22 protein-coding genes are annotated in these 20,348 nt (G+C 62.3%); 15 read left to right on the top strand and 7 right to left on the bottom strand.

All coding sequences use genetic code 11. The annotated features are described in order from the left end of the window. Position 1 precedes the first annotated feature (1 nt). A complete protein-coding gene (locus tag NKI85_RS18870) occupies positions 2-190 on the bottom strand; it encodes a type II toxin-antitoxin system HicA family toxin (RefSeq protein ID WP_352524121.1) in 189 nt (62 codons plus the stop codon). A 123-nt stretch (positions 191-313) separates the two neighbouring features. On the opposite strand from NKI85_RS18870, the gene NKI85_RS18865 reads away from it, so the two are divergent. Beyond that, positions 314-886, top strand: coding sequence for a hypothetical protein (locus NKI85_RS18865; RefSeq protein ID WP_352524123.1), 573 nt, complete (start codon positions 314-316; stop codon positions 884-886). Between the two features lie 20 nt (positions 887-906). Here NKI85_RS18865 and NKI85_RS18860 read toward each other — a convergent pair whose 3' ends face one another. Beyond that, positions 907-1,329, bottom strand: a complete 423-nt coding sequence (locus NKI85_RS18860; RefSeq protein ID WP_352777421.1) for a DUF7674 family protein — start codon at positions 1,327-1,329, stop codon at positions 907-909. A 93-nt stretch (positions 1,330-1,422) separates the two neighbouring features. Here NKI85_RS18860 and NKI85_RS18855 point away from each other — a divergent pair, with 93 nt between their 5' ends. The 13 genes from NKI85_RS18855 to NKI85_RS18795 all read left to right on the top strand — a co-directional run bounded on the left by NKI85_RS18855 (position 1,423) and on the right by NKI85_RS18795 (position 17,208). Then, positions 1,423-2,328, top strand: a complete 906-nt coding sequence (locus tag NKI85_RS18855) for a hypothetical protein (RefSeq protein WP_352524127.1) — start codon at positions 1,423-1,425, stop codon at positions 2,326-2,328. Positions 2,329-2,360: 32 nt separating this feature from the next. After that, positions 2,361-3,350 (top strand): Coat protein, encoded by a 990-nt coding sequence (locus NKI85_RS18850; protein WP_352524128.1) that lies wholly within the window; start codon positions 2,361-2,363, stop codon positions 3,348-3,350. Positions 3,351-3,562: 212 nt separating this feature from the next. Then, positions 3,563-3,814: a hypothetical protein gene (locus tag NKI85_RS18845; protein WP_352524130.1), complete on the top strand. Its 252-nt coding sequence runs from the start codon at positions 3,563-3,565 to the stop codon at positions 3,812-3,814. Between the two features lie 291 nt (positions 3,815-4,105). Then, the gene (locus NKI85_RS18840; RefSeq protein WP_352524131.1) at positions 4,106-4,708 is read left to right on the top strand and encodes a phage connector family protein; all 603 of its coding nucleotides are present in this window, start codon (positions 4,106-4,108) and stop codon (positions 4,706-4,708) included. Positions 4,709-4,808: 100 nt separating this feature from the next. Further along, positions 4,809-7,160 (top strand): phage tail protein, encoded by a 2,352-nt coding sequence (locus tag NKI85_RS18835; RefSeq protein WP_352524132.1) that lies wholly within the window; start codon positions 4,809-4,811, stop codon positions 7,158-7,160. A 233-nt stretch (positions 7,161-7,393) separates the two neighbouring features. After that, complete coding sequence (locus tag NKI85_RS18830; RefSeq protein ID WP_352524133.1) at positions 7,394-8,065, top strand: hypothetical protein; 672 nt, start codon at positions 7,394-7,396, stop codon at positions 8,063-8,065. Positions 8,066-8,067: 2 nt separating this feature from the next. Then, positions 8,068-8,559: a hypothetical protein gene (locus NKI85_RS18825; protein ID WP_352524134.1), complete on the top strand. Its 492-nt coding sequence runs from the start codon at positions 8,068-8,070 to the stop codon at positions 8,557-8,559. Further along, on the top strand, positions 8,559-11,213 hold the full coding sequence (locus NKI85_RS18820; protein ID WP_352777416.1) for a hypothetical protein: 2,655 nt from the start codon (positions 8,559-8,561) through the stop codon (positions 11,211-11,213). Before NKI85_RS18825 ends, NKI85_RS18820 begins: the two co-directional genes overlap by 1 nt. Beyond that, entirely contained in the window at positions 11,194-11,679 is a 486-nt protein-coding gene (locus NKI85_RS18815; protein ID WP_352524136.1) for a hypothetical protein, read from the top strand. Before NKI85_RS18820 ends, NKI85_RS18815 begins: the two co-directional genes overlap by 20 nt. Before the next feature lie 835 nt (positions 11,680-12,514). Continuing rightward, positions 12,515-12,865 carry a hypothetical protein gene (locus NKI85_RS18810; RefSeq protein WP_352524138.1) on the top strand — a complete coding sequence of 117 codons (351 nt, stop codon included), beginning with the start codon at positions 12,515-12,517 and terminating at the stop codon, positions 12,863-12,865. Positions 12,866-13,031: 166 nt separating this feature from the next. Continuing rightward, the gene (locus tag NKI85_RS18805; RefSeq protein ID WP_352777413.1) at positions 13,032-16,235 is read left to right on the top strand and encodes an SGNH/GDSL hydrolase family protein; all 3,204 of its coding nucleotides are present in this window, start codon (positions 13,032-13,034) and stop codon (positions 16,233-16,235) included. Positions 16,236-16,239: 4 nt separating this feature from the next. Then, a complete protein-coding gene (locus NKI85_RS18800; RefSeq protein WP_352524140.1) occupies positions 16,240-16,422 on the top strand; it encodes a hypothetical protein in 183 nt (60 codons plus the stop codon). Between the two features lie 72 nt (positions 16,423-16,494). After that, positions 16,495-17,208, top strand: coding sequence for a class I SAM-dependent methyltransferase (locus NKI85_RS18795; RefSeq protein WP_352524142.1), 714 nt, complete (start codon positions 16,495-16,497; stop codon positions 17,206-17,208). On the opposite strand, the gene NKI85_RS18790 is transcribed toward NKI85_RS18795, so the two are convergent. The 5 genes from NKI85_RS18790 to NKI85_RS18770 all read right to left on the bottom strand — a co-directional run bounded on the left by NKI85_RS18790 (position 17,197) and on the right by NKI85_RS18770 (position 19,402). Continuing rightward, positions 17,197-17,898 carry an acyltransferase gene (locus tag NKI85_RS18790; protein WP_352524143.1) on the bottom strand — a complete coding sequence of 234 codons (702 nt, stop codon included), beginning with the start codon at positions 17,896-17,898 and terminating at the stop codon, positions 17,197-17,199. The genes NKI85_RS18795 and NKI85_RS18790 overlap by 12 nt on opposite strands. A 321-nt stretch (positions 17,899-18,219) precedes the next feature. Further along, positions 18,220-18,387, bottom strand: coding sequence for a hypothetical protein (locus tag NKI85_RS18785; protein WP_352524144.1), 168 nt, complete (start codon positions 18,385-18,387; stop codon positions 18,220-18,222). Positions 18,388-18,545: 158 nt separating this feature from the next. Continuing rightward, on the bottom strand, positions 18,546-18,773 hold the full coding sequence (locus tag NKI85_RS18780) for a hypothetical protein (protein ID WP_352524145.1): 228 nt from the start codon (positions 18,771-18,773) through the stop codon (positions 18,546-18,548). A gap of 120 nt (positions 18,774-18,893) precedes the next feature. Next, on the bottom strand, positions 18,894-19,076 hold the full coding sequence (locus tag NKI85_RS18775; protein ID WP_352777409.1) for a hypothetical protein: 183 nt from the start codon (positions 19,074-19,076) through the stop codon (positions 18,894-18,896). A 140-nt stretch (positions 19,077-19,216) separates the two neighbouring features. Continuing rightward, the gene (locus NKI85_RS18770; protein ID WP_352524147.1) at positions 19,217-19,402 is read right to left on the bottom strand and encodes a hypothetical protein; all 186 of its coding nucleotides are present in this window, start codon (positions 19,400-19,402) and stop codon (positions 19,217-19,219) included. A gap of 157 nt (positions 19,403-19,559) precedes the next feature. Here NKI85_RS18770 and NKI85_RS18765 point away from each other — a divergent pair, with 157 nt between their 5' ends. Beyond that, positions 19,560-20,348 (top strand): N-acetylmuramidase family protein, encoded by a 789-nt coding sequence (locus NKI85_RS18765; RefSeq protein WP_352524148.1) that lies wholly within the window; start codon positions 19,560-19,562, stop codon positions 20,346-20,348.

The raw sequence follows: 20,348 nt of genomic DNA, 5'->3' as shown, positions 1-20,348 counted from the left end.
TCTACCTCAGCTTCACGCCGGATTGTTTTTCAATGCTCTTCAGAGTGCCGATCGGGATGTCGCGCTTGGGATGCGGTACTGTTACCCGGCCCGGCTTGGCCTTGTGCTTGAACTGGGCATGACTTCCTTTTCGAGCCACTTCGTACCAGCCATCCGCCAACAGCCTGTGAATGACATCGGCGCTCTTCATGTTGTGTATAGATACACATAGCTGCCCCAAATGTCCATGAGGATTTTGCCTCAGTTTTTGGGTGCGGCGGTCCAGCCGCTGCCTTTTTCAATCCCCGAAAAATTCCAAGAATGGAGAAACCAGATGACCCGAGGTCTTCCCCGGACGCTTTCACGTGCCGCCGCCAGAGAAGCCGGCCTTGCCCCGCCCAAGGTCGGGCTTTCCGCGAGGACAATCGGGCAGGGCGGCGCCTACCGCACGGTCTTTTCGTTCAATGCCATGCCGGTGCCAGTAGCAGATGCGCTGGCCTATGCCAGCCAGAAGCTGTTCGATTTCCTCGACGGCAAGGTGCGGATCAAGGGCGGCACGGCAAGGTTGCAGTTCGCCGTGTTGACGCCCCGCGCTTTGACCATCAACGACAATGCCGCGCTGACCTGGTCGCTCGGCTCGACGGCGGCGTCGAGTGCTGCGCTCGCCGGTACCATGGTGAACGTGCTGGCCGCGACCGGCCGCACGCTGGATGGCGCGGGTGCTGCGCTGTCGAGCGGATCGGCCGCAGATATTGCCGCAGCTTTGACGCTCGACGGCACGGTAACGCCGGTCGACCTCTATCTCAACCTGGCGTTTGCGACCGGCACGGATATCGACGCCGACGGCACGATTGCCGTTGCCGGCACCATCACGCTGCTGTGGGAGAACTGGGGGGATAATGCCTGAGCCCGGTATTGCCGATTGGCTTAGACCGACGGCGTTCCGTCGGACCAGAATGCGTTCAGTTTCGTCCACCAAATTGCGGACTGTGGCCGCAGCCATGGCTTGACGTGATCGGGCTGCGTGCTGCGATGCAGGTTCGCGTTCTGCAGATCCTCGAGCAGCCCGACGATAGCGGCTTCCCGGACGTAGCGGTTGCCTTCGACGATCCAGCGCTCGACGACATCGAAAATGTCGCCGAAGCGATCTGTCTCTCCAAGCTCGAGATTGTGGATCAGGTGGAGTGCCAGCTCAGACAAGGCAAGATACAGCGGTTCTTCCGTCTCATTGCGCCACTCATCCTGGAATTTGTCCCATTCCCTACGGAATGACGGATCGGCCAGCAGGAGCGGCTCGAACATGTTCGAGCCATCGAAGGTGAAATCTGCGGCCTCGTTCTTTCCGGTCATACGCCCTTTTCGCGCGGCGGCTCCGGACTGGCAAGCTTCAAGCAGGCTGAACCGGCCGGCACCTTATTGAAACCCAAGCAAAGGAATCTTCTCATGACAGATCTGGCAGCCGGGTCCGTGGTGGCGGCGCCACCGGCGGGCAACCTTGCACGGCCACCGGCCAACGGGGACAATGGGTCCGCCCCGCCTACGGCCAAAAGTTGGTTTGACGGTCTTTCCGAAGGCAACCGCAAGCTCGCTGAAACCAAGGGCTGGACCAAGCCTGAAAGCCTCGATCGGGTTTTCACCTCTTATGCGGAGCTGGAGCGGCAGCAGGGTGAGAGCCTTCGCGTTCCCGCCGCGGATGCATCTCGGGAAGACTGGGACAGGTTCCATGCCCGCTTGCCCGAGGCGATGCGTCCGCTCACATCGCCCGACAAGGTCGAGTACCGGCGCCCCGACGGGCTCCCCGAAGACTTCGCGTATTCGGACGAGCTCGCCAATGCCTCCAAGGCCTGGGCGGTCGAAGCCGGCGCCACGCCGAAGGTCGCGCAGGCCTATCACGACCGCTTCGTCGGCTATATGGCCGAGCAGGCCAAGGCGCAGCAAATCGCCCTTGCCCGCTCGGTCGAGACCACCCACGACGATCTCGTGCGCGATTGGGGACCGACCGACAGCGCTGGCTTTCGCCAGAAGCTCGAGGTCGCGAACCGGGCGATGAAGAAGCTCGGCCTGGTCAATGCCTACAAGGCGAAGGGTATCCTTCTGCCGGATGGCGCCTTGACCGACCCGCAGATCGCCAAGGCGTTCCACGCCATCGGCGAGGCGATGTTCCGCGAAGATACGATCGACGGCGGCGCGACCTTGAGTGGAGGCAATCCCTTCAAGCGCAATGCCGCCGGCGAGCGCAACCTGACTGATATCTCAGCCCTCGTCAAAAGCGACCCCGCCCGCGCCCGGCGGCTGGCACGCGAGGCCGGCGAAAACCCCGATCTGTGGATGCCCAATAATCCTCGTTAGCCGCAGCACACCAACCCCAAAGGAAGACAAAAATGGCAGACGCCTATACCCGTATCGCGGACGCGATCGTTCCGTCCGTCTATGCGCAATATTCGTTCGAGGAGCACGTCCAGTCGCTCGACATCTACCAGGCCGGGATCCTGTTTTCCGACCCGGCCATCGCCTCGAAGCTTTCCATGGGCGGGCGTTCCGTCGACATGCCCGGCTGGAAGGACCTCGGCAATGATCCGTCAGAGCCGGTCAATGACGATCCCGCGGACTCGATCGAGATGAAGAAGATCGGCGCGCGCCGCGAAGTCGCTGCCCGCAATGTCCGCGCCCAGGCGTGGGGCATTCCCGACCTGACCTCGATCCTGGCCGGCGACGACCCGCAGAAGCTGATCGTGCGCCGCCAGACCGACTACTGGCAGCGCGCCAACAAGCTGACCCTGCTCGGCATCCTGAAAGGGGTGCTGGCCGACAACATCGCCAATGACGGCGGCGACCTGGTGCGCGTCACCGGTGCCTCCATCGTCGACACCGATATCATCGAAGCCGCCTATCTGATGGGCGACCGTGCCGACAAGTTCAAGACGATCTGGATGCACTCCAAGCAGATGAAGGCGCTGAAACTCGCCGACCTCATCGACTATGTGCCGTCGTCCGAGCAGGGCGGGCCGCTGATCCCCTATTACATGGGGCTCAGGGCCGTCGTCGACGACGACATTCCGGTTGCCGCGGGCGTCTACACCTCGTTCATGTTCAAGGACAAGGCGATCCTGTGGAACGAGCTGCCGGTCAACACCGAAGGCGGGCCGCTCGAGTTCGACCGCAAGCCGCGGCAGGGCCATGGCGGTGGCGTCACCGAAATGGTCGGCCGCCGGCATTTCGTGCCGCATGTGCCGGGCACCCGCTTCCTCGATGCGGCTTCGGCCGGCGAATTCGCCACCGATGCCGAGCTGGCGCTGGCGGCGAACTGGGACCGCACGGCGTCGAGCGTCAAGCACATGACGTTCATCGCCCTGAAGACGACCGAGGCCTGATCGGGCCGGAAGGGGCGGGCATCAGACGTCCCGCCTCTTCTGGACGGCAGGTCGGCGAATGTGGCGAATCCCAAGTTCATCCGCTGCGCTGCACCTGAGTGATACGAATTTTGGGGTCCACCACATTATTCGTGTTGCCCTTCGGTCAATCGACGGCACCAAACAGTTACAAGAAAGGGCGATGCTGCCTTGTCTTGGCAGGGGAGGTAATCATGAACATGAAGTACAAAACAGTTCAGGAAGTGCTCCGAAAAGCGGGCATTGTCATGAGCAAGAAGGGGGAAGTTCATCGCATAAACTTCTTCAGCGGTCTGGAAGACACCGCCTACTACACGCCAAGTCTTCAGGATGCCCTGGACAGGGGCTTGGCTTTGGCGGGAGGTGCCGGAAGGATGAAATTAAGCGCCTTTGTCAAGTCAGCCGAAACAGGGCAGAGGATCTCGACCGGCGCAGGCATCGGCTGACATTGCCGGAATCCAGGCAAGACATCGCCGCGTTGCGCGGCGGTGTCGTGAAACTGCAATAGCCAAAGCATCACCGTCTCCTTTGCTCGAAGGTATAAAAGACGGATCACGCAGCGCGTGCCACCGTTTCCTGACGGGTTGGCATCGTGACGGCGCCACGCACGAGACGTGCGACGTTCCGCCCAAGCCACAAATCACAAAAAATCCCCAGCCGCTTCGAAGCGGCTTTTTGCCATGGAGGCACCATGCCTTGTTCTGCCCGATCCACCATGCTGACGGAGGCCTGACGCCATGGCCATCACCCCGCTCGACATCGCCAACATGGCGCTAGCGGTACTCGATGAGGCGCCGATCGACAGCCTCGACCAGGACGGCAAGGCGGCGCGCCTGCTCAATCTGCACTTCGACCTGACGCGGGAAGCCGAACTGACCAAGCATGCCTTCGTCTTCGCCATCCTGACGGCCTCGGTCGCAGGGTTCGATACCGGCAGCAGCGCTGGCACGCTGAACGTCGCCTACGAGCTTCCCGCCGACTGCCTGCGGCCGTTGCCGCTGACCCTCAATGGCGACCCGGACGGCGTGCAGCTCTCGTGGCGGCAGGAGGCCGGGCTGATCTATTCCGATCAGGCCGGGCCGCGCGTCATCCGCTATGTCGCCAATCTTACGGACCCCAACGACTGGGACGCGCTGTTCAGCGAAGTGCTGGTTGCAGCGCTCGCCGTCAAGATCGCGCATCCCTTGACCCACAAGGCCGGCATGATCGAGGTCGCCCGCAACGCCTATGACAGGGCGCTGGATGCAGCCTATTCGGCCAATGCCATCCAGCGCGGCGGCAGATTTTCCACGATGTCCTGGGCTTTCCAGCGCGGCGACAACAGGTTCGTCGGCCGATGACCACGCTCTATCCGGTCCAGGACGCTTTCATCCGCGGCGAGATTTCTCCCCGCTTGCATGCTCGCGCCTCGCTCGATCTTTACCGGGCGGCGCTGTCGAAATGCACCAATTTCGTCACGCTGCCGCATGGCGGCATCAGGAAGCGCGGCGGCACCTATTTTTGCGCGGAGGTGAAGGCTCCGTCAAAGGCGACACGGCTGATCCGTTCATCTTCTCGGCCGACCAGGCCTATGCGCTCGAATTCGGCGATCTCTACATCCGCGTCTATGCCTATGGCGCCCGTGTCGGCACGGTCGAAGTCGTTTCGCCTTATCTCGAGGCCGATCTCTTCGACCTGCAATTCGTCCAGTCGGCAGACCAGATGTGGATCACCCACAAGGCTCATCCGGTCAAAGTGCTGACGCGCACCGCCCACACGACTTGGACGCTCGCCGATTTCGTCTTTCTCGACGGCCCATACGACAAGATCAACACCACCGCCACGACGTTGACACCGGCCGCAACCGGCAACGCCATGCCGGTTATGGCCTCGAATACGCTGCCAAGCGGCACGGTCAGCAACAGCAACGGCTCATCCGACGTGTGGCAGGTTTTCGACGGCGATAAGCAGAAGGGGGAGAACATAGCGGGATTTCCGAGCGGGTATCTGCGCTACCAGTTCGGCGGCGGCGGGGCCAAGGCAGTCGACGCCTACTGGATTACCGCGACGAATGATCACTCAGACACTGCATCGCCAACCCAGTGGCAATTCCAGGCCTCGCACAACGGCACCGACTGGACGACGCTCGACAGCCGGGACGGAGAGACCGGCTGGTCCAAGTCGGAAACCCGCTTCTTCGACGGCTTCAACAACACGGTTGCCTACGAATATTATCAGCTGCTGTTTTCAGGTGGCGGCAGCGACGGAACCGCTATCGCCGAACTGGCCCTGCACGAATACGCGCCGTCGCAAACGCCATTTGATCTCTCGGCCTCCTCGATCGTCGGCATCAACGACGGTACTGGCTTCCAGACCAGCGATGTCGGCCGCGCCATTCGGCTGCTTGGCGCGGATGGCTTCTGGCGCTGGGCCAAGGTCATTGCCCGGACCAGCACGACGGTGGTCACGATCCAGTTGTACGGGCACGCTCTGCCCGATCTTAGCCCGATCACCCGCTGGCGTCTCGGCACGTTCGTGCCCGGCAAGTACGTCCAGAGCGGTTCGCTTTACGAGGAGCGTCTGGCGTTCAGCCGAAAATTCTCGGTCTATGCCTCGCAAACCGGCGATTTCGACAACTTCGCCACCGGCGAGAAAGACACCGACGCGCTGGAGTTCGTGCAGGCAGGTGGCGGTCAGGCCAATGATATTACGTGGGTGGCGGAATCGGACGGTGCGTTGATCATCGGAACGCTTGGCGGTGTGAGGGCGCTGTCGGGCTCCGGCATCGACGAGGCGCTGACGCCGTCCTCGTTCAAGAACCGCCGGTCGCGGACTTTCGGCTGTGCCCCGCTGCGTCCTGTCGATGCGGGGCAGTCGTTCCTCTATGTGACCCGCTCCCGGAAATCGATCGCCGAGCTGACGCAAAACGCCACCGGCCGCTTCACCTCCGACGATGTCGGTCAGATATCAGAGCACATTGCGAAGAAAGGCGTGATCGAACTCGCCTTCCAGACCGACCCGGACCCGCTGCTCTGGTTCCCGCTCGGGGATGGAGAACTCGGCGGCTACACCCATCAGCCGTCGCAAGACGTTCGCGGCATGCACATCCACCAGATCGCCGGAAGCTTTGCCGGATCGGGCTGGGCCATTGTCGAGAGTGCCGTCGTAACGCCCGGCCAGGGCGGCAACGACGATCTCTGGCTGATCGTCAAGCGTACGATCGGCGGCGCGACCAGGCGCTATATCGAGATCAAGACGGTGCCATTCGAGTATGGCGCGGTCGAGGACGCATTCGAGATCGACTGCGGGCTGACCTATTCGGGCGCCGCCGTCAACGTCGTCTCCGGCCTCGATCATCTCGAAGACCAGCCGGTCGACGTGCTGGCCGGCGGCAAGGTCTATAAAGGGCTTACGGTTGCTTCCGGCCAGGTGATGCTGCCCGGTGGCGCCACCGCCGCCAAATGGCAGGTCGGGCTCGCCTACCAGTCCGAAGCCAACACGCTGGAGCTCGACGTCGGCGGCCGCGATGGTTCGATTGTCGGCCGCCGCAAGAAGGTCGCCAAGGTCATTCTATCGCTGCTGGAAACCGACACCACCGGGCTCCAGGTCCAGTCGTTCATCCGCGGCCGCTGGGAGCAGGTTCGCGTCCCGTCCGTGGTTGCTCCCGACGGCATGGCGACATTGTTCACCGGCAATGTCGAGGTGCCAATCGACGATTCGTGGGAAGGGCAGGGCAGGGTGAAGATCCGCCACACCAATCCGACGCCGTGCACGATCAGGGCGATGACGCCGGTGTTCGATGCCGAGCCTTAGCTGAAACTGCCAATCTTTCCCCCCTTGAGGGGGAGATGTCGCCGAAGGCGACAGAGGGGGTCGGTTCGTCCTGACGCGGCCTCCTATCGCCTCCATCGCGGGCGAGAACGCCGGCGCTCCACGCGAGGCGACCCCCTCTGGCCTGCCCTCTTTGCCACAGCTCGGCATCCCCCTCGAGGGGGGAGATTACCCGCTCCGTCCTCCATCGCCTCCCCAACAAAGGAACTCATCCCGTGACCCAAATCCCCCATGCCGAGCAACTCGGCAGGGCGCCGACGGCTGCCCATTTCGCCGCCGTCATCGCCTTGCTCGACACCGACCTCAACGAGGCGATCGCCCGCAAGCAGGAGCTGCAACAGGCCGAGGATCGCGCGATCTTCGGCGAGGGCGACCTGGCGGCGGCGCGTGCCGCATTAGACGACTGCAACGCTGCAATTGCGCTCGTCGAGAAAGCCATCGAGGACGCGGAAAAACGTCGCGTCGACGCCCCCTTGGACGAACCCCCCGCCGAACCGCGCGCCGATACGCCCGCGCCCGGCGACGAGGTCAGGACAAAGGCCGAGGCTCTCGGCGAGCGCTGGCGCATGGTCCACTGGCTGATCGAACAGCTGCGCCAGGAACTGTTCGCGGCCGATGCCTTGAACCGCGCCATCACCACCGCCAACGGCCTGTTCGACACCGACGGCGGTGCTGACTTCAAAGTCAACCTGACCACCATCCGCCGCGCCGCCATGGCCGGCGCGCGGGCCGCCGCGCCATCCCGTCTCAGCCGCCCGGCGATCCAGGCCGACAGGCTGCTTTTGTCCTTCCTCAGCCCAGGCGGCGTGCTCGACCGGCGCCCTGCGATCGGCGCACCGGTCGAAGGCATCAAAAGCAAATTCATTCCCGCCGGCGAACGAGGCTGACCATGTGCACACTAGCTCTTATCGGCACGGCCCTTTCCGTCGGCGGCGCGCTGGCGGAAGGCCAGCAGTCCAAGCAAATGGCCGACTACCAGGCCAAAGCCTATGAACAGCAGGCGCGGGCCGACGCCCAAAGCTCGGCCTTCGAGCAGGGCCAGGAGCGCCACAAGCAGGACCTGCTGCAGGCGCAGGCGCGTGCCCAGGCTGGCGCTTCGGGCGTTGGCATATCAGGCTCGCCGACCGAGGTGCTGGCCGCCAATGCCAGGCAGGGCCAGCTCGACCTCAAGGCGATCCAGTACGGCTCGCAGCTGCGCCAGGACAGTCTCGCCACGCAGGCGGCGATCGCGCGTTTTTCCGGCAAGCAGGCGGTGGGCGCCTCGATCTTCAAGGCCGGCGGCAACCTCGTGTCGGGCCTTTCCGGCCTCTACGACCCGGCCAAGGCGGTGACGTTCGGCAGAAGCGCCTTCCCGCCGGCGCCGGGCGGAGGCCTCTACTGATGGCCACCATCCCCCTCCAGCTTGCCCAGCGCCGCTTCGATAGCGGCAACGTGGTTTCCTATCCCAACGGCTCGCCGGTGGGCGCCGCCATGCAAGGCTTTGGCGACGAGCTGTCGGCGATAGCCGAACGCTTTCGGCAGCAGAAGCAGCAGCAGGATGCGTTCGACGCCGACATTATCGGCCGCGAGCTCAACGCACGCATCGCCCACGCCGAGGCCGTGGCGGTGCAGACCGCGCCGGCCGACGGCAGCGGCCTGCACGACTTCATGTATGGCCAGCTCGATCCGCGCAGCGATAGCGTCGTCAAGCCCGGCCTGTTCGACCAGATCTTCGACGACACCGCGGCGAAAGTGCCGGAGAGCGAACGCGCCAATTTCCTCGCACAAAAGCAGGCTTTGCGGCTCGCCGGCTCGGCGCGCATGGCCGCGCAGCAGCACGCGCGGCGCCAGAACTATGAGCAGGCCGAGTGGAGTAAGGTCGAGGACGGCTACACAATCGCCATCGCGCAGGGCGACCCGGACGATAGCGGCACGTTCGAGGCGATCAGGCAGAGCGGGCTCGGGCTGATCGGCAAGATGGGCAACCCACTCGCCAGGCAAGCGGCCGAAGCTGCCTGGCGCAGCAACACGGCAAAGGCGCTCGTCCAGGCGATGATCGCGCAAGATCCGAAGCGCGCCGCCGGGATGCTGGGGGGAGGGCCGGTCTCAACGGACGGCAGGACTAAGGACGATACTATCGAGGCTGTGGGCGGACCTCGGGCGAGTGGGTCCAGCGTGCTGGCGACGCGCGAAGCGCCCGCAAGTGGCCTTCCATCCGACAAAACACCTATCCGCACGGGTTCCATGGGGCCTGTCGGAAATACGGCCTGGGCTGCCGCAGGACCCTGGATGGCCGACCTGTCGCCGGACGCGATTCAGGATCTCGGCCGGAAGGCGCAGGTAGCGACTGCCGCAAGCCTGGTCGATGCGCGCACCGACATCGACCTCGCCTTGCAGAACGCCCCGGCTGCCATTGCCAATACCGGCAGCTATTCTGGCAAGACACCGAATGCCGAAGACTTCACTGCCGTCTACGGCGCCGAAGATGGCGGCAAGCGCCTCCAAGCCTTCAACATAACGGCTGATATCGGCCGCGCGGTTTTCGACATGCGACCCGTCCCGAACCGGGCGATACACGCCCAGATTCGGGATTTTGAACCCGGCCCCTACGACTCGCGGGAAGAGCGCGAGCAATACGAGATAAGGGCCGGCGCCGCGCAATTGGTGCTGGGTGCCAGGCGCGCCGATCCCGCCGGTTACGTCGGCCAACTGTTCTCGAACAAGGCTCCGGACTGGAGCAAGGTATCAACTCCGGAGGATCATGAGGCCGCCATCACCTGGGCCATCGCGGCCCAGCAAGAGATGGGTTTTGACAGGATACTGCCGCTGCCCTGGGCCGCAGCTGACCAGCAGGCGGCGAAATACATCGACCAAAGCGTGCCGTTCGAAAAGCGCCTTGCCGAGTTGAGTTCGATTGTCCTGGCGGTTCGCGATCCGGATGCTCGCAAGGCGACAACCCAACAGCTTTCTTTGACGGCGGAAGCCCAGTGGCGAGCCAAGGCCGCCCAAGATCCGAACCTCGCGCCAGAGTTGTTGGAAGCCCAGGTTGCAGTGCTCAAGAACGGGCTGGCGTGGATCGGGGAACATCCGGCCCGAGCCCAGTACAGCACCATGCCGCTGCTGCAGCAATTCGGCTTGGCGTTCTCGGATGTCGGCCGCCTAACAGCCAAGGGCGCGGCTGCCGACGGTGCGGACGCGATCTCCGCCGGGCTGGACTCCGTTTGGTCGAGCGGAAACTACGAGAACCTTCTTGAAGATGAGCAGGCCGAGACAGCGGACGCCGAGGACCGGGCCGGCTCGGCCGGTTGGGCGGCGGAGGCCCTCGGCGCCGGCTTGAGCGGATATGGCCTGGCGAAGGGTCTGTTCGGTTTGCTGGGCCGGGCAAGCGTTGGCGCGGCGGCGGAGAACGGCTTGATCGGTCTTGCTGCCCGAACCGGCGTCGGGGGTGTGGCGGGTGGCACTTATGGCGGGGCATACGCCTACAACACCGGCGGGAGCGTCCCGTGGGGGATTGCCAACGGCGCGCTTTGGGGGGCGGGCGGCAATGTCCTTGCCGAGGGACTCAGTGCAGTTGGCAGCCAGGTGGTGGCAAAGCTCACCGGCCGTACTGCAAATGCTGAATTTGCTGCAGGTCAGGCAGACGAGGCTTCACCGATACCCACGGCTGCCGTCGAAGACCCTGTCGACCTGGCACAAGATGGCGTCAATTCCACAAGAGCTTCATCCGCCGCAGGGAACCTGACACAGGCTGAGATGTACGATCTCAGCCTCGTGCCCACTAAGCGCACTACAACCAATAAGGCGCTGCGCAGGCAATGGGAACTGCTGCACGGACAGCCTTGGCCGAAGGATCCTGCTACGGGCCGGAATATGGATGTGTCTCACGAGAAAGTGCTGGCCGACGGGGGGGCAGATCACGTATCAAACATCACGCATCGTGCGAGAGCAGATCATATTAAACACCATAGCGATGCAGGAGACTATGCTCGCTGGGCAAGAAGAAGATGGCTCAAGCAAGAAATGAAAGGGAACACAAGTGGTCGAGAGAAATTATAGCGACGTCAAACCCGACTTGACTAGCGTCACCCGCTTGCCGTCGGCTGACAAAAGCACAGGCGATGAAGAGCTTGATGCTGCACGTCTGGAAGCCCGAAAATATCTTGATTTCTATGATTGGGTTTCAGACATCAAGGGGGAGTACCTTGGATACGGTGCCGATGGCATAATCTATATTTTTCTCTTCGAGATTGTTCCGGGCAGGCCAGAAGTTGACCCATGGATATGGGTAATCGTCGGCGATGTGCCCCCGACATATCTGCCGGCTGTAGACGCCAAGACTCCATACGAGGCGCTGGATGGATATATCGGCGCCATGGAAGAGTGGGTCGAAGCTGCGCGACGAGGGGACTCGGTGGCGGATCTAATCCCGGTCAATGTGCCGGCTAGCCCAGCCAACGCCGAAATGTTGGATAGCCGTCTCAAATTCCTCGACGAAAGGGTATTACCAGAACTTCGAGAGTGATCGGTTGCCGCTTGTGGGCAAGCGCCGTCAGTTAAGGACGCTACCCGTGCGGTGATCACCTTCGCCAACCAGGTCTCGAACCCGAGCGGTCACGCATTTCCCAGACGGCCTGGAGGAAAACTCGAACGATGCCAGCCCCGATTTTAGCAGTGTCAAGGCCCTGCCGCCCGGCAATCCTTGTGGCAGTTTCGAGTTCAAGGGCGCCCGTCGTGAGGCTCGCGCATACCTGGAATCCCATAGCTGGGTATCGGCCATCAAGGGCGAATATCCTGGATACTGCATAGATGGCGTCATTTATATCTTTCTCTTTAAATTCATGCCGGCCAAACCGATGTACCGTCATGGACATGGTGATCGTCGGCGACGTGCCCCCAGCCTATGTAACCTGCCACTACGCCAAGACACCCTATGATGCCCTAGACGGCTATATAGGCGCCATGGAAGAGTGGGTCGAAGCCGCGCGAGCGGGAAAAATCAGTCGCGGACATTATCCCGGTCAACGTGCCGGCGACTCCTGCCTACGCCGAAATGTTGGGCGGACGCCTCAAGTTCCGTGACGAGACGTGCTTCCGTTGCTTCCGAGGTGATGTAATGAGCGCTCCGTGGCTCGTCGCTGATGCAGGCCGGCAGCCGGTTCGACCGGATCACGCCGGCGATGGCAACCAGACAGGCAGAGCGTGCCGCGATCGGCCAGCGGCCTGATTGTGGTCACGATGCTGGCTTATGGCGTCGATAACCGCAGAGCGGTCCCAATTGGCGGTGCCTCCAGGATCAGACATCCTGTTTCAGATGAAGGATTGACCCTATCTTGTTGCGCACAGACTCTTTTCCGACCATGGCAAGGATCGTTTTTCTGCTCACCTTGGCCGGTGTTCTCCTGCTCGCGCTTTCGCCAGCGCGATTCCTGCAGGAGTTGGACATGGGCTTCACCTTCCAGCACGACAAACTCAACCACGCCGCGGCGTTCGCGGTGTTGGCGGCACTCGGAAGCCTCGGCTGGCCGGAACACAAGACGAGGCTGGTCGTGCTCCTCGCCATGACCGGCGCGGCGATCGAGCTTCTTCAAGGCGCGCAACTGATAGCGCGCGATATGGATATCCTCGACTGGGTCGCCGACTGCGCCGGCATGGCCTGCGGGCTGGCCGCCATGGGCGGCACAAGAAGGCTCATTGGCGGATTGCTGTAAGCCCCGAATCGCGTTGCTCGCTGTCCGCAAATGTAAATCGTCCGTGCCGGCTGCGCCAGATAGCGCCGTGTCCGGCCGCGTAGCTTTAAGTCTCCCGCCGCCCCGCACTGAACCCGAAGCCCCTTCCAGCCTCGCTTATGCGGGGCTTTTTTTTTGGAGCGACCTCATGTCCCGACCTGCAACTGCCGCCGTTCGTCTCCTGACCGGCGGACGCGAACCCGTGCGCCTCGCAACCACGGCCAACATCCTCCTGCACGGCCTGCAGACGATCGACGCCGTGCCGGCGCAGGCCGGCGACCGCGTGCTGGTCAAGGACCAGGCCGACCCGACGCAGAACGGCATCTACACGGCGAGCGAAGGCGACTGGTTCCGTGCCGCCGACGCCCGCACTACTCGGACCCTGCAGAAGGGCACGACCGTTCACACCCAGATCGGCACCGCCAACGCCGACCGCGTCTTTGAGTTTACGGCCGACGAGCCGGCTATCGGCACCGATGTCATCACGGTCGCCGCCTCCGTTCCGCCCGACATCGCGGACGCGATCGATGAGATCGAAGCGCTGCGCGATGAAACCCAGGCGCTGAAGGATGCCGCCGAGGCCAGCGCCGGCCAGGCATCCGCCAGTGCCGCCGCTTCCGCCGCGAATGCCGGACAAACCACTGCCGACCGGGCTGCTACCAATTCCGATGCCGTCGCAGCCGCGGCGGCAGTCATCAGCGCTCAGGCTGCACGCGACGCTTCGCTCTACGGCAAGGGCATCTTCCCGACGACTGCTGCGGCAATCGGCTTCGGCGTCGTCGGCAATGGCGCGATCACGGCAGGCTCGGGCGGCGCCAACGGCACGTTCGACCTGGCGTTTGCCGGCGGGACCGGTTCGGGTGCTGCCGGCCGCTTCGTGGTGGCGGGCGGAGCGCTGACGCAGATACTGATCACGGTGCCGGGCTCCTACACAGTGGCGCCGACGTTCAGCTTTGCGGCTTCGGCAGGGCTGGCCGGCGCCGCCGCGATGGTGGTGCTGGGCAGGAATGTCGATGTCGGCGAGTACTTCTGGACCACTGTCAGCATCGGCATTATGGGGCTTTACAGCGTCGGGACAGGCCCGATTGCCGTCGATACGGGCATTCGTGCGTCACCGGCGGAAATTGCCCTGATCAGCTCGCGGGTCGTTGGGCCGGTTCCGATCACTGGTTCTGTCGGCGGCACGCTGATTACCAACGACAGCGTCTATTTCTGGCCTGGATCGGTGTCGGCGGCCGATGAATATCTGTCGACCTTGGAGCTTGGATTTGGCGCCGTGCCGGGGACAGCCCATATTGTCTTCGCCCACCTCGAGGGCGACGGGACGCTTAGCCTGGTTTCCGAGCAAACGATATCCGTTCCAGCCGGCCCGTCGTCAGTTGTTTCGGGGCTCGCGATCCTGAAGCCGGCCGGCAGCGTCATGGGCGTCCAGCGCACTGGTGTTGGCAGCTGGTACTATACTGCCGGGGCAATTCCGAACGGTGAAGTCGAGTGGTTCACAGCGGCGGTTCCGACCTCGCATACTGCCAAGACCATAGGCGCGGTAAATGGTCCACAATGGAACGCAACCTTTAGCGGTGAAGTTGCCGTCAAAGCGCGCGCAGCCTATACCACGGCAAACGGTCTCGTTTCCGCTGTCGGGCTTAGTCAGGAAATCGGGTGGCCGGCGCTGGTCAATACGGGGCCGGACGTTCCGGGCAGCTACAGCGCCATCATGCAGACGCCAGCGCCGGCCGATGGGTACATTACCGCAGTCGACGTCGGCGCGGGCGCTGCCGCCGGTCAAGCATTCATCCACGTCGTCGATTACCTCGGCGGGTTGGTCGTCAACGTCCTAAGCACCTATGCTGTGACGTTGATCAACGGCGTCGCTCATATCCCGCTGGGTATCCCGATCCCCGCCGGCAAGTATCCGGCAATCAGCGGCGGCGCCTACAAGTTTCAAAACAGCGTCAACCCGCAAGGCATTCCGGCATGGATCAAGGCAGGCGCGCTGTCGAATGGCGCGACCGTAGCATCGTCCGCCCAGCATCGATATGAGGTTCGCTTTACGATCAAGACCGGTCTGCTCGCCGATGCCGACCGGGCCTTGGCCGGCGGCGCTAGCAATACCGGCATGAACCTGCTGGCTGGCGCCGATACGAACGGCGTCGTTGACGCGACCGCGCTGTTTGCGTCGGCGGCTGCCGCTCATCCCAATCCCTATGTGCCGCCCGGAAGCTTTGCCCTGACGGCCATTCCTGCATCTGGCGACGGCTTCTGGGGGCCGGGCAAGCCGGTGGTCGGCGGCAAGCGCTTCTTCATTCCGCGCCGGCCATCTTTGCAAAATCTGTATGACGGCTTCCGCGCGAAAATGGCTGAGCATATCGCCAACAACGACGTGCTTTGCCTGATCGCCGATAGCATCGGCCATTGGGCGCTTGCCAGCGATGGGGCGAAACACTGGTTCCACCTGGTCACCAGTTTCGCCAATCTCGGCATTGCGGCTGACGAGCCGGGCATGACTGCTTTGCGGCCAAGCTCTACCTATGTTCCGACCTTCTATGGCGTGACAGTCGCCGGCAGCGTGTCGACAGGATCGCGCGGGCCGATCGGCGAGAGCATCATCTTGGCGGCAGGCGCGTCTGTGGCGTTCACCGGCGCCTATGAACAGGTCGACGTGCACTATACACAGGACGCCGGCCAAGGCTCCCTTGCCTTTGCGTTCAATGGCGGTGCTGCCTACAAGACCGTCAATTGCGCCGGGGCACTCCTGCTGGATCAATATTCTGGGCCGTCCCTGACCGGGCAAGCGGCAAGCGGCAATTACACGCTTACGGCAGTCGGCGGTCCTGTCGAAATTACCGGGCTTATCCGGCTTGGCCTCAAGGCGGCCGGCTCGCGTCCGCGCCTGCGCACCTTGCGCGCGGCACACGGCAGCTATGCCTTCTCGTCGTTCAACACCGCGCGTCTTACGTCGGCCGCCGCTCAATGCGGGTATGCCGGCGGCAAGATCGTGCCGGTTCTGGCGCTCGGCATCAACGACAGCTTTGGCACGCCACCGGCCACGATATCGGCAAACATCGCAACAATCATCAACACGCTGGAGGCGGCAGCTGCACCGCGTATCATTGTGATGCCGCCGACGCGGCCGTCAGCCGCATGGGATGCAAGCTACACGGGCGGTCGGACCTATGATGCCGCCCTTGGCGCAATCCGTCAGACCTATCGATCGCGCAATGTGCTGACCATCCCGATCGACGGCTTCGACTACATCAATTCGGGAAACTATCAAGAGGGCTTGCATTTCAACGATGCCGGCCATGACGGCAATGCGCTGCGCTTCATCGAACAAGTCGCGGAAAGGGGATAAAGCAATGGCATTCGCTATTCAGCATAAGGGCGAAATCGTCACCGAGCTCGAGGAGGGCGAGGAATGGCTGGTGGTGGGCGCGATGATTATGGTCGCGAAGCCAAGCGATCCGACGCACGGCCGGGAAATCCCGGCGCCTGACGGAGATGTCGAGGGTCTCGTTGCAGTCTGGCTGGGCGGCGCCTAGTCCGCACTAGACGCCATTCGCGGGCAATGGCAGCATTACGTCGGCGGGGGCGCGTCCTTGGAGGATTGTTCCATGGCTCATGCCGGCAGCATTATCGCGATTTATGACGACTACTACGCCGATGGAAAAGTAGCCGCAAAACGGGAAATCGCATCAAATCAGTCGATCGGGCACATCGAAGCGATCGTTCACGGGCAGTCCTTCGACAAGATACTCGACATCGGCGCCGGTGAAGGTGCGGTGCTGGACAAGTTGAGCAAGAAGGGCCTCGGGAAGACCCTTGGCGCCGTCGAGATATCGACCAGCGGCGTCGAGGCGATCAAGGCCAGAAAAATAATCAACCTGGCCAGCCTCGACATCTTCGACGGCTATCACATCCCCCATCCCGACAAGTCGTTTGATCTAGGTCTTGCCATTCACGTCGTCGAGCATGTCGAGCACGAGCGGATGTTCTTGGCAGAGGCGGCAAGGGTCTGCAAGAAGCTCTATGTCGAAGTGCCTTTGGAGCATACGCGAGATCTCAGCAAAGCCATTCGGATGTCGGGTCCGTATGGGCATATCAACTTCTACACGACCCAGACGTTTGAAAACCTGCTCACAACGTCTGGGCTAAAGGTCGAACGACTAAAGGTCTTTGTTCACGACCTCGCCTATGAACAGCATCTGGCTGGCACGACAAAAGGATGGGTGAAACACAGGCTGCGGACCGAATTTCTCAGGTTCGCACCCAACATGGCGATGCGCTGGATGGCCTACATGGCCGGAGCTCTGTGCTCAAATCGCTGATGTGGTAGCAGCGCCACCGATCTGCTTTGCAGGATTACCGCCGACCATACTAAAGGGCGGCACGTCTTTTGTGACGACAGACCCCGCACCAACGACCGATCCCTTGCCGATCGTTACGCCCTTAAGAATGATGACGTTGAAGCCGATAAAGACGCTGTCTTCAATCTTGACTGGCGCGATGGTGATCTTTGACCAGTTCTTTTTTCCCTGATGCCAGTCGGCGACATCTTCCTTGCGGTCTTGCCAACCTGTCGCGTGTGAGTTGTGATCGACCACTGTGGTGCCCCAACTTATGATCACGTCATCGCCGATTTCGATCCTCTCAGCCGCGACGAGGTGGCTCTTGCCGATATAGGATCTTTTTCCAACGGTGATCTTTGCATCGGCGCGATCGAAGGAAAAGACGCCGTTGATGATGCATTCTTCGCCGATCGCATGCTTGCCCCGTCGCAAACTGCGGACGCTCCGCAAACTTAGCTTTGTTGCGGGGCCGGAGTTGATGCCGGCTAGGCGGTAGAGGAATGGTGGAACGAATGGCATATCAGTTACAGCCGAAGCGCGATTTTCGCGCCCTCTCAGCGAAAAGCTGCGATCGCTCGAAGAATCTGAAATGCTTCCAATGTTGGTGTTCAGATACCCCTTCCAAGAATGCCCGCGCCGCGTCTTCGAGGTCCGTATCAATAATTGCACGTGGGATTAGTGGCTCGTCGGCGAACTGAACCGACAACCGAAATTGGCTGTTCGCAATAGACAGGTCCGCCTCCATCATCCATGCGTCTCCTTACGGCCTAGCTATTGCGACAAGCGGCGGCGGTTTGCAAGCTTGTGAGACGACCGCGTCCGCCAGTCTAGACGCCGTTTGAAAATCGCCGAAAGGCGGTAGAAGAATCGGGAGCCGCTCGAGCGCACCAACATGGCACGGCAACTCGACCAGAAATCCTTGGGGAGACAGTATTTCGGCTAGGGTTCATCGCTGACGCGGACCCAGATCCGCCGGCGCAGCGGCTACCGTCAGCTGTCCTGCGGCTTCTGGTGCGGGTCCTGGCTTTTCGACCACCAGACAAAATACAGCGAGCCCATCCTCATCACAGGCACGCGGCGGTCGCGTTCGCGGGTTCGCAATTCGCGATAGGTCTTCAATTTCAAGGTGCCGCCCGGCAACTTGATACGCACCGTCATCGGTCCAACTCCCGTTGTGCAGCGCAGCAATGATGTGCAATGCGGTAATAGAGACCGTCCGTTACGGAAGAGTCAACAGCGGCTTCATCAACTTTTCTTGGGCCGGAAGGCAGAGCCCGGTGAGGAGGCGCCTCGCCAAGCCGCGAGCGTCAGGTGGGTCAGCCCAGCGGCTGATCATTGACGGCGCTTTGCCGGTTCGACCACCAGGTGAAATAAACCCGGCCGATCTTGACGACGGGGATGCGGCGGGCGCGCTCGCGGTCGCGCAATTCGCGGTACACCTTCACCTTCAGCGTGCCGCCAGGCATCCTGATACGCACCGCCATCGATTCCGCCGCCCCATTGTGCAATGCAGCACCAGAGACCTTCCGTGGCGGAAGAGTCAATGCCTGCCTCCTGACTATTTCTGGGACTAGTTGAGCGGCCGTCGGAGGTTGGGCGCGCAAGGCGGTTCCTGATCCCGCACGGAGGCGTCAGTGCCCAGCCGGGATCGTCGGGTGCGCGGGCTATTTCCTGGGCGAGGACTTGTTGGGCGAGGATGGGCGATCGGACATGCCGCTCGGCCACCAGATGACGAAGTAACTGCCGACCTGCCAAACCGGCACCTCGCGCTTCTGCTCGCGCCGCCGCAGCTCTTCCCTTTTCTTGATCTTCAAGGTCCCGCCCGGAAGCCTGATTCTTATCGTCACGTGTCCTCCCGTACCCCCTAAAGCTACGAACGATAGACGGGAACAGTTTCATCCCGGCTAAGCAATTTCGTCCAGGTCAAGCAATTTCGGGGCCGATAGACGCGGCGCGGCGGAACGGAGCGAGATCGCCGGAACCGGCTTCATTTGAAGAAATCTGCAATGCCGTTGATGGCCAGCACCGCGTAGACGATCGGTCCGGCGATAAACGCACAATAGAGGCAGAGGATCGCCGCCAGCACCAGCAGCAGCGGCTTGTCGCGGCCGACCGCGCGGAGTTCGGATTTCACCGTCCAGCGCGCCGCAGCCGATTGTTCATCTTCAGACATGTTCACCATCCCGCGCCCATTTCACACGGCGGGTCGAAAACATCAACCTTGCTTGCTGCCGCAACATCGGCACGCGCTGCCGCCCAATTCTACTTTGCCGCGACGCATCTGTTTTTCAACCTCAAAACCCTGCCCACAAGGGCGGAAAGGACTGCCCATGGAAATGACGTTCAAGGGCGCCGCCAGGCGCCTCGACGATATAGATTTGCCGAAACTCGGCGCCCGGATCGGCGTCGGCGAAGACGAGATGCACGCGTTCCTCGATGTTGAAACCAGCGGGCACGGCTTCGACGCCGTTGGCCGGCCGGTCATCCTGTTCGAACCGCATGTCTTCTACCGCAATCTGTCGGGCGCCAAGCGGGCGCAAGCGGCAGCCGCTGGCCTGGCCTATCCGAAGTGGGGCGAGAAGCCCTATCCCAGGGATAGCTACCCACGGCTCAAGGCAGCTTGTGCGATCGACGAAACCGCGGCGCTCAAATCCGCTTCGTGGGGACTGGGCCAGGTTCTCGGCGAGAATTTCAAGGCGACCGGCTTTCTTACCGTGCAGGCGATGGTCGAGGCGATGATGGCGGACGAGGCGCTGCAGCTCAGCGCGGCGATCGATTTCATCGTCGAGAAGCGGCTCGACGACAATCTGCGCAATCATGACTGGGCGGGATTCGCCAAGGGTTACAACGGCGCCGGCTATCGTAAGAACGCCTACGATACCAGGCTTGCCGAGGCCTATCGCAAATGGTCGCGCATCAAGGACACGCGCTGGCCGTCTGCCGGTCCGGTGTCATCGGTGGTTGTCCTTCGGCCTGCAGCTCCGCCAGAGCCCGCGAAGCCAATTGCCGTTCCACAGCCGCCCGCCACGCCCTCTGCCGCGCCTCCCGTACCTGTCGGCAAGCCCGGCTTCTGGGCAGCACTGATCACAGCCATCCTGAAACTATTCGGAAGGAAATGA

It is taken from the genome of Mesorhizobium sp. M0571 (assembly GCF_040320985.1).
Lineage (GTDB): Bacteria > Pseudomonadota > Alphaproteobacteria > Rhizobiales > Rhizobiaceae > Mesorhizobium.
Note: the sequence above shows the minus strand (reverse complement) of the source record. Positions and strands in the feature narration are given on the sequence as shown.